This is a genomic window from Streptomyces sp. NPDC059909 (assembly GCF_042730885.1).
In the GTDB taxonomy this organism is placed as follows: domain Bacteria; phylum Actinomycetota; class Actinomycetes; order Streptomycetales; family Streptomycetaceae; genus Streptomyces.
The window spans coordinates 58,615-75,273 of record NZ_JBHWKX010000018.1 but is presented as its reverse complement, the minus strand read 5'-3'; the positions used below and the strand labels follow the sequence as shown (position 1 = coordinate 75,273).

General features: G+C 67.5%; 12 protein-coding genes and 1 tRNA gene. 2 read left to right on the top strand and 11 right to left on the bottom strand.

The genetic code is table 11. The annotated features are described in order from the left end of the window. Positions 1-112: 112 nt before the first annotated feature. The 9 genes from ACFV9O_RS15190 to ACFV9O_RS15150 form a co-directional block, all read right to left on the bottom strand. The gene (locus ACFV9O_RS15190) at positions 113-4,012 is read right to left on the bottom strand and encodes a DNA-directed RNA polymerase subunit beta' (protein ID WP_385417326.1); all 3,900 of its coding nucleotides are present in this window, start codon (positions 4,010-4,012) and stop codon (positions 113-115) included. 93 nt (positions 4,013-4,105) lie between these two features. After that, complete coding sequence (gene rpoB / locus ACFV9O_RS15185; RefSeq protein WP_385417323.1) at positions 4,106-7,591, bottom strand: DNA-directed RNA polymerase subunit beta; 3,486 nt, start codon at positions 7,589-7,591, stop codon at positions 4,106-4,108. A 550-nt stretch (positions 7,592-8,141) separates the two neighbouring features. Next, on the bottom strand, positions 8,142-8,525 hold the full coding sequence (rplL, locus tag ACFV9O_RS15180) for a 50S ribosomal protein L7/L12 (RefSeq protein WP_385417320.1): 384 nt from the start codon (positions 8,523-8,525) through the stop codon (positions 8,142-8,144). A 116-nt stretch (positions 8,526-8,641) separates the two neighbouring features. Beyond that, positions 8,642-9,172, bottom strand: coding sequence for a 50S ribosomal protein L10 (rplJ, locus tag ACFV9O_RS15175; protein ID WP_385417317.1), 531 nt, complete (start codon positions 9,170-9,172; stop codon positions 8,642-8,644). A gap of 448 nt (positions 9,173-9,620) precedes the next feature. Then, the gene (rplA, locus tag ACFV9O_RS15170; RefSeq protein ID WP_385417315.1) at positions 9,621-10,343 is read right to left on the bottom strand and encodes a 50S ribosomal protein L1; all 723 of its coding nucleotides are present in this window, start codon (positions 10,341-10,343) and stop codon (positions 9,621-9,623) included. A gap of 80 nt (positions 10,344-10,423) precedes the next feature. Beyond that, positions 10,424-10,858 (bottom strand): 50S ribosomal protein L11, encoded by a 435-nt coding sequence (gene rplK, locus ACFV9O_RS15165; protein WP_031076594.1) that lies wholly within the window; start codon positions 10,856-10,858, stop codon positions 10,424-10,426. A 160-nt stretch (positions 10,859-11,018) separates the two neighbouring features. Beyond that, positions 11,019-11,957, bottom strand: a complete 939-nt coding sequence (nusG, locus tag ACFV9O_RS15160) for a transcription termination/antitermination protein NusG (RefSeq protein ID WP_385417313.1) — start codon at positions 11,955-11,957, stop codon at positions 11,019-11,021. Positions 11,958-12,031: 74 nt separating this feature from the next. Then, positions 12,032-12,319: a preprotein translocase subunit SecE gene (gene secE, locus ACFV9O_RS15155; protein ID WP_385417310.1), complete on the bottom strand. Its 288-nt coding sequence runs from the start codon at positions 12,317-12,319 to the stop codon at positions 12,032-12,034. 106 nt (positions 12,320-12,425) lie between these two features. Further along, positions 12,426-12,498: transfer RNA gene (locus ACFV9O_RS15150), tRNA-Trp, on the bottom strand. 281 nt (positions 12,499-12,779) lie between these two features. Between ACFV9O_RS15150 and ACFV9O_RS15145 the strand changes: the two genes are divergently transcribed. Further along, the gene (locus ACFV9O_RS15145; protein ID WP_385417307.1) at positions 12,780-14,006 is read left to right on the top strand and encodes a pyridoxal phosphate-dependent aminotransferase; all 1,227 of its coding nucleotides are present in this window, start codon (positions 12,780-12,782) and stop codon (positions 14,004-14,006) included. Positions 14,007-14,238: 232 nt separating this feature from the next. After that, positions 14,239-15,267 carry an adenosine deaminase gene (locus ACFV9O_RS15140; RefSeq protein WP_385417305.1) on the top strand — a complete coding sequence of 343 codons (1,029 nt, stop codon included), beginning with the start codon at positions 14,239-14,241 and terminating at the stop codon, positions 15,265-15,267. Here the strand turns inward: ACFV9O_RS15140 and ACFV9O_RS15135 are convergent. After that, entirely contained in the window at positions 15,212-15,931 is a 720-nt protein-coding gene (locus ACFV9O_RS15135; RefSeq protein ID WP_385417302.1) for a hypothetical protein, read from the bottom strand. The two genes, ACFV9O_RS15140 and ACFV9O_RS15135, sit on opposite strands and share 56 nt — an antisense overlap. A 43-nt stretch (positions 15,932-15,974) precedes the next feature. After that, positions 15,975-16,589, bottom strand: coding sequence for a TetR/AcrR family transcriptional regulator (locus ACFV9O_RS15130; protein ID WP_385417299.1), 615 nt, complete (start codon positions 16,587-16,589; stop codon positions 15,975-15,977). Between the last annotated feature and the right edge of the window lie 70 nt (positions 16,590-16,659).

Here is a 16,659-nt window from a genome sequence, read left to right as displayed (position 1 = left end):
CCCCCTCCTGGGCCGCACAGGGCCACGCCCCGCAGGGCCGAGGACAAGGACAACGCCGAAGGGCGGCCACCCCGTACGAAACGGGGTGGCCGCCCTTCGTCGGACCTACGCCTTACTGGTTGTACGGACCGTAGTCGTAGTCCTCCAGCGGAACGGCCTGGCCGGAGCCCGTGCCGAACGGCGAGTAGTCGATGTCGTCGTAGCCGACGGCCGAGTACATCGCGGCCTTGGCCTCCTCGGTCGGCTCGACCCGGATGTTGCGGTAGCGGGACAGGCCCGTACCGGCCGGGATGAGCTTACCGATGATGACGTTCTCCTTGAGGCCGATCAGGGAGTCCGACTTGGCGTTGATCGCCGCGTCGGTCAGAACCCTGGTCGTCTCCTGGAAGGACGCCGCCGACAGCCACGACTCGGTGGCGAGCGAGGCCTTGGTGATACCCATCAGCTGCGGACGGCCGGAGGCGGGGTGACCGCCCTCGGTGACCACACGACGGTTCTCGGTCTCGAACTTCGAGCGCTCCACGAGCTCGCCCGGCAGCAGCTCCGCGTCGCCGGACTCGATGATCGTCACACGGCGCAGCATCTGCCGGATGATGATCTCGATGTGCTTGTCGTGGATCGACACACCCTGCGAGTTGTAGACCTTCTGGACCTCGCCGACCAGGTGGACCTGGACGGCGCGCTGACCGAGGATGCGCAGCACGTCGTGCGGGTTGGTGGCACCCACGGTGAGCTTCTGGCCCACCTCGACGTGGTCGCCCTCGCCCACCAGCAGACGGGCACGCTTCGAGATCGGGAACGCCGTCTCGTCGCTGCCGTCGTCCGGGGTGACGACGAGCTTCTTGGTCTTCTCGGTCTCCTCGATCCGGACGCGGCCGTTGGCCTCGGAGATCGGGGCGACACCCTTCGGGGTACGGGCCTCGAAGAGCTCGACGACACGCGGCAGACCCTGGGTGATGTCGTCACCGGCCACACCACCGGTGTGGAAGGTACGCATCGTCAGCTGGGTACCGGGCTCACCGATGGACTGGGCGGCGATGATGCCGACCGCCTCACCGATGTCGACCAGCTTGCCGGTGGCGAGCGAACGGCCGTAGCAGTACGCACACGTACCGACCGCGGACTCACAGGTCAGGACCGAGCGGGTCTTGACCTCCTCCACACCGGCCGCCACCAGGGCGTCGATGAGCACGTCACCGAGGTCGACGTTGGCCGGCGCGATGACCTTGCCGTCCACGACGACGTCCTCGGCGAGCATCCGCGCGTACACGGACGTCTCGACGTCCTCCGCCTTGCGCAGGACACCGTCGGCGCCCTTCTCGGCGATCCGCAGCTTCAGACCGCGGTCGGTGCCACAGTCCTCCTCGCGGATGATGACGTCCTGGGAGACGTCGACCAGACGACGCGTCAGGTAACCGGAGTCGGCGGTACGCAGAGCGGTGTCGGCGAGACCCTTACGGGCACCGTGCGTGGAGATGAAGTACTCCAGCACGGACAGACCCTCACGGAACGACGCCTTGATGGGACGCGGAATCGTCTCGTTCTTGGCGTTCGACACCAGACCACGCATACCGGCGATCTGACGCATCTGCATCATGTTTCCGCGAGCACCCGAGTTGACCATCATGAAGATGGGGTTGGTCTTCGGGAAGTTCGCGTTCATCGCCTCGGCGACCTCGTTGGTCGCCTTGGTCCAGATGGTGATGAGCTCCTGCGTGCGCTCCTGCTTGGTGATCAGACCGCGCTCGTACTGCTTCTGGACCTTCTCGTCCTGCGCCTCGTAGCCCGCGACGATCTCCTTCTTCGCCTCGGGAACGACGACGTCGGAGATGGCGACGGTGACACCGGAACGGGTCGCCCAGTAGAAGCCGGCCGCCTTCAGGTTGTCGAGCGTCGCCGCCACGATGACCTTCGGGTAGCGCTCGGCGAGGTCGTTGACGATCTCGGAGAGCTGCTTCTTGCCGACCGAGTAGTCGACGAACGGGTAGTCCTCGGGCAGCAGCTCGTTGAAGAGCGCACGGCCCAGGGTCGTCCGCAGACGGAACGAGTCACCCTGCTGCCACTCCGGCTCACCCTCCTCGGCCACCGGCGGAGTCCAGCCACGCGGCGGGACGGTGCCGATCGGGAAGCGGATGTCGACCTTCGCCTGGAGCGAGAGCTCCCGGGCGTCGAACGCCATGATCGCCTCGGCGCTGGAGTTGAACGCACGGCCCTCGCCGCGCACCTCGCGCTCCTCCTCGTCCGTGGTGAGGAAGAAGAGGCCCAGCACCATGTCCTGGGTCGGCATGGTGACCGGTCGGCCGTCGGCCGGCTTGAGGATGTTGTTCGAGGACAGCATCAGGATGCGGGCCTCGGCCTGCGCCTCCGCGGACAGCGGCAGGTGCACGGCCATCTGGTCACCGTCGAAGTCCGCGTTGAACGCGGTGCAGACGAGCGGGTGGATCTGGATGGCCTTGCCCTCGACCAGCTGCGGCTCGAAGGCCTGGATGCCGAGGCGGTGCAGCGTGGGCGCACGGTTCAGCAGCACCGGGTGCTCGGCGATGACCTCTTCGAGGACGTCGTACACGACGGTGCGGCCGCGCTCGACCATGCGCTTGGCGCTCTTGATGTTCTGCGCGTGGTTCAGGTCGACCAGGCGCTTCATCACGAACGGCTTGAAGAGCTCCAGCGCCATGGCCTTGGGCAGACCGCACTGGTGCAGCTTCAGCTGCGGGCCGACGACGATGACGGAACGCGCCGAGTAGTCGACTCGCTTGCCGAGCAGGTTCTGACGGAAGCGACCCTGCTTGCCCTTCAGCATGTCGCTGAGGGACTTCAGCGGGCGGTTACCGGGACCGGTGACCGGACGGCCGCGGCGGCCGTTGTCGAACAGCGCGTCGACGGCCTCCTGGAGCATCCGCTTCTCGTTGTTCACGATGATCTCGGGGGCACCGAGGTCGAGCAGACGCTTCAGACGGTTGTTCCGGTTGATGACCCGGCGGTACAGGTCGTTCAGGTCGGAGGTCGCGAAGCGGCCACCGTCCAGCTGCACCATCGGACGCAGGTCCGGCGGGATCACCGGGACGCAGTCCAGCACCATGCCCTTGGGGCTGTTGCTGGTCTGCAGGAAGGCGGAGACGACCTTGAGGCGCTTGAGCGCACGGGTCTTCTTCTGGCCCTTGCCGGTACGGATGATCTCGCGGAGACGCTCGGCCTCCTCTTCGAGGTCGAAGGACTCCAGGCGCTTCTGCAGCGCCGCGGCACCCATCGAGCCGTCGAAGTACGTGCCGAAGCGGTCACGCAGCTCGCGGTAGAGCAGCTCGTCGCCCTCGAGGTCCTGGACCTTGAGGTTCTTGAAGCGGTTCCACACCTCGTCGAGACGGTCGATCTCGCGCTGCGCACGGTCGCGCAGCTGCTTCATCTCGCGCTCGGCACCCTCGCGCACCTTGCGGCGCACATCGGCCTTGGCACCCTCGGCCTCGAGCTCGGCCAGGTCGGCCTCGAGCTTCTTGGCGCGGGCCTCCAGGTCGGCGTCGCGGCGGTTCTCGATCTGCTGGCGCTCGACGGAGACGTGGGCCTCCAGCGAGGGCAGGTCGCGGGTGCGGCGCTCCTCGTCGACGTACGTGATCATGTACGCGGCGAAGTAGATGACCTTCTCGAGGTCCTTCGGGGCGAGGTCGAGCAGGTAGCCCAGCCGCGACGGAACGCCCTTGAAGTACCAGATGTGGGTGACGGGAGCGGCCAGTTCGATGTGGCCCATCCGCTCACGGCGCACCTTGGCGCGAGTGACCTCCACGCCACACCGCTCACAGATGATGCCCTTGAAGCGGACACGCTTGTACTTGCCGCAGTAGCACTCCCAGTCCCGGGTAGGACCGAAGATCTTCTCGCAGAAGAGTCCGTCCTTCTCGGGCTTGAGCGTGCGGTAGTTGATGGTCTCGGGCTTCTTGACCTCGCCGTGGGACCACTGACGAATGTCGTCAGCGGTGGCCAGGCCGATCCGGAGCTCGTCGAAGAAGTTGACGTCGAGCACTATGCGTCAATCCCTCTCAGGGTCGTGTCAATCAATGGTCTGTACGGGTCCCGGGGAGGCCGGGGCTCTTCGTGGGAGCCCCGGCCAGACCCGTCAGACCTCTTCGACGCTGCTCGGCTCGCGCCGGGACAGGTCGATACCGAGCTCCTCCGCGGCGCGGAAGACGTCCTCGTCGGTGTCGCGCATCTCGATGGACATGCCGTCCGAGGACAGCACCTCCACGTTGAGGCACAGGGACTGCATCTCCTTGATGAGCACCTTGAAGGACTCGGGGATGCCGGGCTCGGGGATGTTCTCGCCCTTGACGATGGCCTCGTAGACCTTCACGCGGCCGGTGACGTCGTCGGACTTGATGGTCAGCAGCTCCTGGAGGGCGTACGCGGCGCCGTAAGCCTCCAGCGCCCACACCTCCATCTCACCGAAGCGCTGGCCACCGAACTGAGCCTTACCACCCAGCGGCTGCTGGGTGATCATCGAGTACGGGCCGGTCGACCGGGCGTGCAGCTTGTCGTCGACCAGGTGGTGGAGCTTGAGGATGTACATGTACCCGACCGAGATCGGGTCCGGGAACGGCTCGCCGGAGCGGCCGTCGAACAGCCGGGCCTTGCCGGACGGGAGCACCATGCGCTCGCCGTCACGGTTCGGGATCGTGTGCTGCAGCAGACCCGCGAGCTCGTCCTCACGCGCACCGTCGAAGACCGGGGTCGCGACATTGGTGCCCGGCGCGACCTGGTCCGCGCCGATGGACTGCAGGCGCTCGGCCCACTCGTCGGCGAGACCGGAGACGTCCCAGCCGCGGCTGGCGAGCCAGCCGAGGTGGATCTCCAGGACCTGTCCCGGGTTCATTCGGGACGGGACACCCAGCGGGTTGAGGATGATGTCGACCGGGGTGCCGTCCTCCAGGAACGGCATGTCCTCGATCGGCAGGATCTTGGAGATGACACCCTTGTTGCCGTGACGGCCGGCGAGCTTGTCACCGTCGGTGATCTTGCGCTTCTGCGCGACGTACACGCGCACCAGCTGGTTCACACCGGGGGGAAGCTCGTCGCCCTCCTCGCGGTCGAAGACGCGCACGCCGATGACCTTGCCGGTCTCGCCGTGCGGCACCTTCAGCGAGGTGTCACGGACCTCACGGGCCTTCTCACCGAAGATCGCGCGGAGCAGGCGCTCCTCCGGGGTCAGCTCGGTCTCACCCTTGGGCGTGACCTTGCCGACCAGGATGTCGCCGGCGACGACCTCGGCACCGATACGGATGATGCCGCGCTCGTCGAGGTCGGCGAGGACCTCCTCGGACACGTTCGGGATGTCCCGGGTGATCTCCTCGGGGCCCAGCTTGGTGTCACGGGCGTCGACCTCGTGCTCCTCGATGTGGATCGAGGAGAGGACGTCGTCCTGGACGAGGCGCTGCGACAGGATGATCGCGTCCTCGTAGTTGTGGCCCTCCCACGGCATGAACGCGACCAGCAGGTTCTTGCCGAGCGCCATCTCACCGTTCTCGGTGGCCGGACCGTCGGCGAGGACCTGGCCCTCGACGACCCGGTCACCCTCGGAGACGACGACCTTCTGGTTGACCGAGGTGCCCTGGTTGGAGCGGGAGAACTTGGCGACGCGGTACGTGGTGTACGTGCCGTCGTCGTTCGTGACGGTGATGTAGTCGGCCGAGACCTCCTGGATCACACCGTCCTTCTCCGCCTTGATGACGTCGCCGGCGTCGGTGGCACAGCGGTACTCCATGCCGGTGCCGACGAGCGGGGCCTCCGCCTTGATGAGCGGAACGGCCTGGCGCATCATGTTCGCGCCCATGAGGGCACGGTTGGCGTCGTCGTGCTCGAGGAACGGGATCATGGCGGTCGCGACCGACACCATCTGGCGCGGCGAGACGTCCATGTAGTCCACGTCTTCCGGCGACACGTAGTCGACCTCGCCGCCACGGCGGCGAACGAGCACGCGGGCCTCGGCGAAGCGCAGGTCGTCGCCCAGCGCGGCGTTGGCCTGCGCGATGACGTAGCGGTCCTCCTCATCGGCGGTCAGGTAGTCCACCTCGTCGGTGACCTGGCCGTCGACGACCTTGCGGTACGGGGTCTCGACGAAGCCGAACGCGTTGACGCGGCCGTACGAGGCGAGCGAACCGATCAGACCGATGTTCGGGCCTTCGGGGGTCTCGATCGGACACATGCGTCCGTAGTGGGACGGGTGCACGTCTCGGACCTCGAAGCCCGCCCGCTCACGGGACAGACCGCCGGGGCCCAGCGCCGACAGACGGCGCTTGTGGGTCAGGCCCGACAGCGGGTTGTTCTGGTCCATGAACTGGGACAGCTGGCTGGTGCCGAAGAACTCCTTGATGGAGGCGACGACCGGCCGGATGTTGATCAGGGTCTGCGGCGTGATCGCCTCGACGTCCTGGGTGGTCATGCGCTCGCGCACGACGCGCTCCATACGAGCCAGACCCGTTCGGACCTGGTTCTGGATGAGCTCGCCGACGTTGCGCAGACGACGGTTGCCGAAGTGGTCGATGTCGTCGGTCTCGACGACGATCTGCGAGCCGTTCTCACCGACGGTCTCGGTCTCACCGGCGTGCAGCTTCACCAGGTACTTGATCGTGGCGATGATGTCGTCGGTGGTGAGGACGCCGGCGTCCAGCGGCTCGTCCGCGCCGAGCTTCTTGTTGACCTTGTAGCGGCCGACCTTGGCGAGGTCGTATCGCTTCGGGTTGAAGTACAGGTTCTCGAGCAGCGTCTGCGCGGCCTCGCGCGTCGGGGGCTCGCCCGGGCGCAGCTTGCGGTAGATGTCGAGCAGTGCGTCGTCCTGGCCCTGGGTGTGGTCCTTCTCCAGGGTGGCGCGCATCGACTCGTACTCGCCGAACTCCTCGAGGATCTGCTCGGTGGTCCAGCCGAGCGCCTTCAGGAGGACGGTGACGGACTGCTTGCGCTTGCGGTCGATGCGGACACCGACCATGTCGCGCTTGTCGATCTCCATCTCCAGCCAGGCACCCCGGGACGGGATGATCTTGGCGGAGAAGATGTCCTTGTCGGACGTCTTGTCGATGGAGGAGTCGAAGTAGACACCCGGCGAGCGGACCAGCTGCGACACCACGACACGCTCGGTGCCGTTGATGACGAAGGTGCCCTTGTTGGTCATGAGCGGGAAATCGCCCATGAAGACCGTCTGGGACTTGATCTCACCGGTCTCGTTGTTGGTGAACTCGGCCGTGACGAAGAGCGGGGCGGCGTACGTGAAGTCGCGCTCCTTGCACTCGTCGATCGAGTTCTTCGGGGGCTCGAAGCGGTGGTCGCGGAAAGTCAGCGACATCGACCCGGAGAAGTCCTCGATCGGCGAGATCTCCTCGAAGATCTCTTCCAGACCGGACTTGGTGGGGACGTCCTGTCCGGAGTCCAGAGCCGCCTCGACACGAGCCTTCCACGCGGCATTGCCGAGCAGCCAGTCAAAGCTCTCGGTCTGCAGCGCGAGGAGGTTCGGAACCTCGAGGGGCTCCTTGATCTTTGCAAAGGAGATGCGCAGCGGGGCAGTGCTTGCGCCGTTGTTCGTATTCGCGGTCGAGGCGTTGCGCGAGGCGGCCAAGAGGGGGTCCTTCCGAGGGCTCGGACTCACTACGCGCGTACCGGTCCCAAGCGGAGGCACGGAGACAGACGCTCCCGATCTGGATGAAAAGGCCAGGTCAGGGCTCTTCGGTCAACGATGCTCTTGCGAGGGTATGCCCCTGGTGACGGGCAGGGGGCAGCTAACAGGCAGCGCAAAGGGACAGTGTAGCCACTTGGCCCACTGATGTCCAGGGCGGGTTTTCCGGGACCCTCGTTGTTCTCAACTCCGCGGTATGCCGTGCGCTGGAGGCGCACACCGATCCTGCCCGTTCGGTCGCCGATCCATGCCTCGAACTCGGATCGTTGTGACGACGCGTCCTGAGAATTGCGCGCTGCGTGCGGTTCGTCAAGGCCCCCCACTCCGTGGAGATCGTCACCTGGCGCACGGCGAAGATCACCTTACTCTCCGCAGCGGAGAGCGCAAGGCAACCACCCGCGCGCCGGGGAACGCCGAAGGGCGACCACCCGTATAGGTGATCGCCCTTCAGTGTGTGCGCGTTACAGCGCGAGAGTCAGAGGACTCTCGAAGGTCACTTGACCTCGACGGAGGCGCCGGCGCCCTTGAGGGACTCGGCAGCCTTCTCGGCGGCGTCCTTGGCGACCTTCTCGAGAACGGGCTTCGGGGCGCCGTCCACGAGGTCCTTGGCCTCCTTCAGGCCCAGGGAGGTCAGCTCACGCACGACCTTGATGACCTGGATCTTCTTGTCGCCGGCGCCGGTGAGGATGACGTCGAACTCGTCCTTCTCCTCCTCCTGCGGGGCGGCGGCGGCCGGGCCGGCCGGGCCCGCGACGGCGACCGCGGCGGCGGCGGTGACGTCGAACTTCTCCTCGAACGCCTTCACGAACTCGGAGAGCTCGATGAGGGTCATCTCCTCGAACTGCGCGAGCAGGTCTTCCTGAGACAGCTTCGCCATGATGGGCGATCCTTCCACTAATTCGGCTGGTGCCGGATGTACATGTGAGGCGGGCGTACGTTCGGCCCGCTGCGACCCGCTTCGCCTAGGCGGCGCGGATCATTGCGCGAGCCGAATTACTCGGCACCGCCCTGCTCGTCCTGCTTGGCACGAAGAGCGTCCACGGTGCGGACGAGCTTCGAGGGAAGCGCCTGGAAGAGCTGAGCAGTCTGGGACTGCTTGCCCTTGAAGGCACCCGCCAGCTTGGAGAGCAGAACCTCGCGGGACTCGAGGTCCGCAAGCTTCTTGATCTCATCGGCGGACAGCGCCTTGCCATCAAGGACACCGCCCTTGATGATCAGGTTCGGGTTGTCCTTGGCGAAGTCACGAAGACCCTTCGCCGACTCCACCGGGTCACCGGTGATGAAGGCAACCGCCGTCGGACCGTTGAACTGGTCGTCGAGCGAGGTGATCCCGGCCTCGTTGGCCGCAATCTTGGTCAGCGTGTTCTTCACCACGGCGTACTGGGCGTTCTCACCGAGCGAACGACGCAGCGTCTTGAGCTGCGCCACGGTGAGACCCCGGTACTCGGTCAGCACAGCGGCATTCGAGCTACGGAACTGGTCCGCGAGCTCGGCTACCGCGGCAGCCTTGTCGGGCCTTGCCATAGAGCGTCGGCCTCCTTCCGGGTGATGAGGACCGCTCAGAAGGGGCTGAACAAAACGAAACGCCCCGGCGCAGGCGCACGGGGCGTGGCTCGACCGGCTGTGCCCTTTGAAGAGGGACATCCGGGAGCTCATCCACAGTCACCTGCGCGGGTCGTCCGCAGCTAGCGGATCCTTCGGCCACCGCACCCGTGAGGGCACGGCAACGACCAGCGGTCTTTGGCTTCCGTGGAAGCGTACGGGAGGAGTCCTCGTCAGGCAAATCGGGCCATCGGGATGACGGTCCGGGTCCGCCCGGCCGCCGGGGATGCCGGCCGGCCTCGGCCCCGGGAGCCTCTGAGCAGGCCCCACAGACCCTCACGGAGCCCCACGGAACGAGACCGGCCCCCGCGCCTCCGAAGAGGTGCGGGGGCCGGTCCCACAGCACGCGAGCCGGTCAGGCTCGACCCGGTCAGACAGCTGCCGGGTCCTCCTCGACGAGGAGGTTACGGGTGCGGTTCGAGTCCAGCGGGATGCCGGGGCCCATGGTGGTGGTGAGGGTCGCCTTCTTGATGTAGCGGCCCTTCGCGGCGGACGGCTTGAGACGGAGGATCTCCTCCAGCGCCGCGGCGTAGTTCTCGACCAGCTTCGTCTCGTCGAAGGAGACCTTGCCGATGATGAAGTGCAGGTTCGAGTGCTTGTCGACGCGGAACTCGATCTTGCCGCCCTTGATGTCGGTGACAGCCTTGGCGACGTCCATGGTCACGGTGCCGGTCTTGGGGTTCGGCATGAGACCACGGGGACCGAGGACACGGCCGAGGCGGCCGACCTTGCCCATGAGGTCGGGGGTGGCGACGACGGCGTCGAAGTCCAGGCGGCCCTTCGAGACCTCGTCGATCAGTTCGTCGGAGCCGACGATGTCGGCGCCAGCGGCTTCCGCGGCCGCAGCACGGTCACCGGTCGCGAAGACCAGGACCCGGGCGGTCTTACCGGTGCCGTGCGGAAGGTTCACGGTGCCACGGACCATCTGGTCTGCCTTGCGCGGGTCAACGCCCAGGCGGAAGGCGACCTCGACGGTGCCGTCGAACTTGGTGGTGGCGGTGTCCTTCGCAATACGGACGGCCTCGAGCGGGGCGTAGCTACGCTCCCGGTCGATCTTGGCGTCCGCGTTGCGGAGTGCCTTGCTGCGCTTCACTTCTTCTCCTGTGGTGTCTCAGGCGTGGAGTCGTGGTGCGGGCCGGCGCGTGGCCCTACCACTGGTCGAACGGGAGCTGATCAGCCCTCGACCGTGATGCCCATGGAACGGGCGGTGCCGGCGATGATCTTCTCGGCGGCGTCCAGGTCGTTGGCGTTCAGGTCGGGCATCTTCGTGGTGGCGATCTCACGGACCTGGTCGCGCGTCAGCTTGGCGACCTTGGTCTTGTGCGGCTCGCCGGAGCCCTTGTCCACACCCGCGGCCTTGAGGATCAGCTTGGCGGCCGGCGGAGTCTTGGTGACGAAGGTGAAGGAACGGTCCTCGTAGACCGTGATCTCCACCGGCACGACCATGCCACGCTGCGACTCGGTCGCGGCGTTGTAGGCCTTGCAGAACTCCATGATGTTGACGCCGTGCTGACCCAGGGCGGGGCCGACCGGCGGAGCCGGGTTGGCCGCACCGGCCTGGATCTGGAGCTTGATAAGCCCCGTGACCTTCTTCTTCTTGGGAGGCATTGCTCTCTCCGGGTCCTAGTGAGAGTTTTCCGCCTTCCACCCGATCATCCGGATGGAGGCATACCGCACAACGATAACGGGTATCGGTGCACGGCCAAAAACCGAGCAGGTCAGAACGGCCACGAGGGCCGTTCTGACCTGGTCGGAAACCTGTGTTCGGTCAGTTCTTCTGGATCTGGTCGAAGCTCAGCTCGACCGGGGTCTCGCGGCCGAAGATCTCGACGAGGCCCTTGACCTTCTTCGAGTCGGCGTTGATCTCGTTGATCGTGGCCTGCAGGGTGGCGAACGGACCGTCGGTGACGGTGACCGAGTCGCCGACCTCGAAGTCCAGCACCTGGACCTCGATCTTGCGGGCCGGAGCCGGCTTGCCCTCGGCCTCGGCGGCCTCGCGGGCAGCCTTCTCCTCGGCCTCCGGGGCGAGCATCTTGACGATCTCGTCCAGGGTCAGCGGGTACGGGTCGTAGGCGTTGCCCACGAAGCCGGTGACGCCCGGGGTGTTGCGGACGACGCCCCAGGACTCGTTCGTCAGGTCCATGCGGACGAGCACGTAGCCGGGCAGCTTGTTCTGCCGGACGTTCTTGCGCTCGCCGTTCTTGATCTGGACGATCTCTTCCTCGGGGACCTCGGCCTGGTAGATGAAGTCCTCGACGTTCAGCGAGACGGCACGCTGCTCCAGGTTGGCCTTCACGCGCTTCTCGTAGCCCGCGTAGGTGTGGATCACGTACCACTCGCCGGGCAGACCGCGCAGCTCGTCGCGGAGCGCGGCGATCGGGTCGACGGGAGCCTCCGGCTCGGCCTCGACCTCGACCTCGGTGTCCGCCTCGTCGGCCACGGCCTCGGCGGCTTCCTCGACCTCGGTGTCCGCCTCGTCGGCGACGGCCTCGGCGGCTTCCTCGTCCTCGGACTCCTCGGCGTCCGCGGCAGCGGCGGAGAAGGCCTCGTCCTCGTCCTCGATGTGGATCGCAGCTTCCTCGGCGGGCAGGCCCGCCGAGACGTCAGCAGCTTCCGCCTCGTCCTCGTCGGCAGCCTCGACGATGTCGAGCTGGTCCTCAGCGGACTCTGCCGACTCGATGGCGTCGTTCACGTTCGGGTCAGACACGGTGGCTGCTTCTTCCTGGATACAGATGGGGTGGAACATGCGAAAGGGGCGCCGGTGAGGCGCCCTCCGCGGGATCAGCCGAAGACGTACTTGACTGCTGCCTGGAAGCCATAGTCCATCACGGTCACAAGGCCGATCATGATGACAACGAAGACAATCACCACTGTGGTGTACGTCGTCAGCTGGCTGCGGGTCGGCCAGACGACCTTGCGCAGCTCGGCGACGATCTGACGGTAGAACAGCGCGAGGCGCCCGAGGGGGCCCTTCTTCCCGCGCTTGCCGCCCTTCCGGGTCTTCTTCCGGGCCTCTGGCGCCTCATCCTCGGCATCAGGCATGTCGATGGAGCCTACGGCGTCCGTCACGTCTCTCACCTGATTCCGGGTCGTGGCCGTGCCGCGCCCGGTGGAGCCGCACGGCGGTGCATGAAGATACGTACCTGCGCACACAGCCTGGCGAAGGTGTGTGTAGCAGGGCCGGAGGGACTTGAACCCCCAACCGCTGGTTTTGGAGACCAGTGCTCTACCAATTGAGCTACGACCCTTTGTGGTTCTCCCCAAACCTACCCCATGGGTGGAGGTGGTCGGTGAGGGCCAACGAGCCAAGAGTGTACGTGGTCAGCAGCCGTGCGTCGAACAGATAGCTTCACGGCGGTTCCGGTCCGTGTTCCGCCGGTGTTCTGTCGGGTTCCGTCAGGGTCCCGTCCGCCATCCGCCGTCAGTTCCGTCCAGCCGCGGTCGGACGCCTGTGCGGCTTCCGTACGGCTCCTGTCCGCTCCGCGAAACCCTTGCGCCCGGGGCGTCCCGGGTCTGGGAGCATGGCCGTATGAGCGCTGCAACTCCTCCCACCGAGCGCCGGGTCTCCGCCCGCATCGGCGCGATCTCCGAGTCCGCGACCCTCGCCGTCGACGCCAAGGCCAAGGCCCTCAAGGCCGCCGGCCGCCCGGTGATCGGCTTCGGCGCGGGCGAGCCCGACTTCCCGACGCCCGGCTACATCGTCGAGGCCGCGATCGAGGCCTGCAAGAACCCCAAGTACCACCGCTACACGCCGGCGGGCGGTCTCCCCGAGCTGAAGAAGGCCATCGCCGAGAAGACTCTCCGCGACTCCGGCTACGAGGTCGACCCCGCCCAGGTGCTGGTGACCAACGGCGGCAAGCAGGCGATCTACGAGGCCTTCGCCGCGATCCTGGACCCAGGTGACGAGGTCATCGTCCCGGCGCCCTACTGGACCACGTACCCCGAGTCGATCCGCCTCGCGGGCGGCGTCCCGGTGGATGTCGTCGCCGACGAGACCACCGGTTACCGGGTGTCGGTGGAGCAACTGGAGGCCGCGCGCACGGAGCGGACCAAGGTCGTCCTCTTCGTCTCCCCGTCCAACCCGACCGGCGCGGTCTACAGCGAGGCCGACGCCCGTGCGATCGGTGAGTGGGCCGCCGAGCACGGTCTGTGGGTGCTGACGGACGAGATCTACGAGCACCTGGTCTACGGCGACGCGACATTCTCCTCGCTCCCCCAGCTCGTCCCGGCGCTGCGCGACAAGTGCATCGTCGTCAACGGTGTCGCCAAGACGTACGCGATGACCGGCTGGCGGGTCGGGTGGCTCATCGCCCCCAAGGACGTGGTGAAGGCCGCGACCAACCTGCAATCGCACGCCACCTCCAACGTGTCGAACGTGGCGCAGGTCGCCGCCCTGGCCGCCGTCTCCGGCGACCTGGACGCCGTGGCGGAGATGCGCAAGGCCTTCGACCGCCGCCGCCAGACGATCGTGAAGATGCTGAACGAGATCGACGGCGTGGTCTGCCCGACCCCCGAGGGCGCGTTCTACGCGTACCCGTCGGTGAAGGGTCTGCTGGGCAAGGAGATCCGCGGCAAGCGCCCCGCCACCTCAGTCGAGCTGGCGGCGCTGATCCTGGACGAGGCCGAGGTCGCGGTCGTCCCGGGCGAGGCCTTCGGCACGCCGGGCTATCTGCGGCTGTCGTACGCGCTCGGCGACGAGGACCTGGTCGAGGGTGTCTCGCGCATGCAGAAGCTGCTCGCGGAAGCGCGCGACTGACGACGCTTCGTGCACAAGCGGGCCTCCGGCGAGACCGGAGGCCCGCTTGTGCGTTCAGGCACGCGCTCGTTCGGATAACCCGCTGCCTGAGGCAGGATTCATGCGGCAAGATCCTGCAGTGACTCCTCCCCCGGAGGGGCTTCTCACTCGTCCGCTCGCGCGGCCTCATGACGGACAAGCCCTGCCCGGCACCTCACGGCACAGCGCGGAGCCGACCCGTTACGGAGGGTGCATGGAGGCGGTCCGCGACCTCAAACTGCTGCCCAAGGCTCATCTGCATCTGCACTTCACCGGGTCGATGCGGCCCACGACTCTGCTCGAACTCGCCGACAAGTACGGCGTCCATCTCCCCGACGCGCTGACCAGCGGCGAACCGCCGAAACTGCGGGCGACGGACGAGCGGGGCTGGTTCCGGTTCCAGCGGCTGTACGACATCGCGCGCTCCTGCCTGCGGGCGCCCGAGGACATCCAGAGGCTGGTCCGGGAGGCGGCCCAGGAGGACGTCGAGGACGGTTCCGGCTGGCTGGAGATCCAAGTCGACCCGACGTCGTACGCGCCGATGCTGGGTGGGCTGATCCCCGCGCTCGACGTCATCCTCGACGCCGTGGACGGCGCGGCGCGCGAGACCGGCCTCGGGATCCGGGTCGTGGTCGCCGCCAACCGTATGAAGCACCCCCTGGACGCGCGCACGCTGGCACGGCTGGCGGTGCGGTACGCGGACCGGGGCGTGGTCGGCTTCGGGCTCTCCAACGACGAGCGGCGGGGGATGGCCCGGGACTTCGACCGGGCGTTCGCGATCGCGCGGGAGGGGGGACTGCTGGCGGCCCCGCACGGCGGCGAGCTGACCGGGCCCTCCTCCGTCCGGGACTGCCTGGACGATCTGCACGCCTCGCGGATCGGGCACGGCGTGCGGGCGGCGGAGGATCCGCGGCTGCTGCGCAAGCTGGCCGAGCGCGGGGTGACGTGCGAGGTGTGCCCGGCGTCGAACGTGGCGCTGGGGGTGTACGAGAAACCCGAGGACGTTCCGCTGCGGACACTGTGGGACGCCGGCGTACCCATGGCGCTGGGAGCGGACGACCCGCTGCTGTTCGGCTCCCGGCTGGCGGCCCAGTACGAGCTCGCGCGGCGCCATCACGGCTTCACGGACGCCGAGCTGGCGGAACTGGCCCGTCAGTCCGTGCGCGGCTCCGCGGCGCCGGAGGACATCAGGGGGAAGCTGCTGTCCGGGATCGACGACTGGCTGGCCGGCCCGGTGGCCTGAAGTGGCGGTAGGGCGGATATGCCTGGAAGCCGATGTCCAGTTCCGGCCGGTCCCAGCGGTGGTCGGGCTCGAACAGTGGGCTGAGGGAGGACCCGAGGACGTCGAGGCCCTTCGCCGCATGCTTCGACAGGGGACCGTAGCCCGCCGCCTCCTCGAAGCAGGTGGCGGCCTCGGCGAAGACGTCGCGGCTGCCGAAGAGGAACAGGGTGCGTGCGTGGACGGCCGGGCGCAGCCACTGGGAGCTGCGCCAGTTGCGGTCCTCCCCTTCCTTCCGCCAGGCGGCGGCGTGGGCCGCGGTGCGACGCTCGTCCGTCCGGACCGTCAGCGGTGTGCCGCGGCGTAGTCCGGCGCGGAGCCCGGGCCGGCGGGAGGGCCGCAGGCCGAGTAAGTGGTGGACGAGGACGATGTCGACCGGAACACCCGGGAAGAACGTCCTCGGCAGGCTCTCGCGCAGCGGCACGCGCACCACCGTGTGGCGTGAGAACGCGGCGAAGGCGAACAGTCCCGCGAGCCGGGACAGCCCGTCGTGGTCGCCGAGCAGATATCCCCATCTGTCGTGCAGGGGGTCGTTCAGCGTCGTGTGCCGGAGGGGATGCCGGGGCTGCACGATCCGGTACGTGTGCGGGCCGGTGCGCGGTCCGAACTCGTAGAGCCTCAGCCGCATATGAGGCCGGACAGGTTGGCGGACATGGTCCCCAGGATGACGCTCAGCGCGGCCCCGCCTCAACGGAGATTCCGCGCAGCAGCGTGCGGGCGAGGGCCGCGGCGAAGGCGTCGACGGACTGCGGGGGCTGCTTGCCGACGGTCGCGTCGTAGGCGAAGGCCCGCTGGGCGCAGGCACCGAGCAGCAGGGAGGCCGCGGCGAAGGTGTCCGCGCCGGGGTCGATGCGGCCCGCTTCCCGCTCGGCGCGCAGATAGGCGTCGAGGCCTTCGATCGGCGTGTGCGGTCCCACGCCCATCTCGCGCATGGCGTCGTCGTGGCGGGCCTTCAGCTTGGTCTCGGCGTAGAGCGAGGCACCGATCGGGAAGCTCTCGGCGTAGAAGAGTGCGGCCTGGCGGGCGATCTCGGTGAGGTTCTCCTCGACGGTCCGCTCCCCCGGGTCGGTGACGACGAGCCGTTCCAGCAGCGGGGCGAGCCTGGGCAGCCGTTCCCGCAGCACGCTCACGAACAGGTCCTCCTTGCTCGCGAAGTGCTTGTAGAGCGCGGCCTCGGAGCAGTCGGCGGACGCGGCGATGGCCTTGGTGGTCGCGCGGGCCAGGCCGACGGTGAGCATCAGCTCGTGGGCGGCGTCGAGGATGCGCTCGCGGGCCGGCTTCTGCATGGGCGTTCCCTCCGGGCTTGACGGGTGGGTGAGTACTTACTCACTCTAGTGGTGAGTAAGTACTCACCAC

Excerpts from the sequence above, each read along its gene's own strand:
- rplL (WP_385417320.1), bottom strand. The coding sequence starts at position 8,525 with ATGGCGAAGCTGTCTCAGGAAGACCTGCTCGCGCAGTTCGAGGAGATG.
- rplJ (WP_385417317.1), bottom strand. The coding sequence starts at position 9,172 with ATGGCAAGGCCCGACAAGGCTGCCGCGGTAGCCGAGCTCGCGGACCAG.
- rplK (WP_031076594.1), bottom strand. The coding sequence starts at position 10,858 with ATGCCTCCCAAGAAGAAGAAGGTCACGGGGCTTATCAAGCTCCAGATC.
- ACFV9O_RS15145 (WP_385417307.1), top strand. The coding sequence starts at position 12,780 with ATGAGCGCTGCAACTCCTCCCACCGAGCGCCGGGTCTCCGCCCGCATC.
- ACFV9O_RS15140 (WP_385417305.1), top strand. The coding sequence starts at position 14,239 with ATGGAGGCGGTCCGCGACCTCAAACTGCTGCCCAAGGCTCATCTGCAT.
- ACFV9O_RS15135 (WP_385417302.1), bottom strand. The coding sequence starts at position 15,931 with ATGCGGCTGAGGCTCTACGAGTTCGGACCGCGCACCGGCCCGCACACG.
- ACFV9O_RS15130 (WP_385417299.1), bottom strand. The coding sequence starts at position 16,589 with ATGCAGAAGCCGGCCCGCGAGCGCATCCTCGACGCCGCCCACGAGCTG.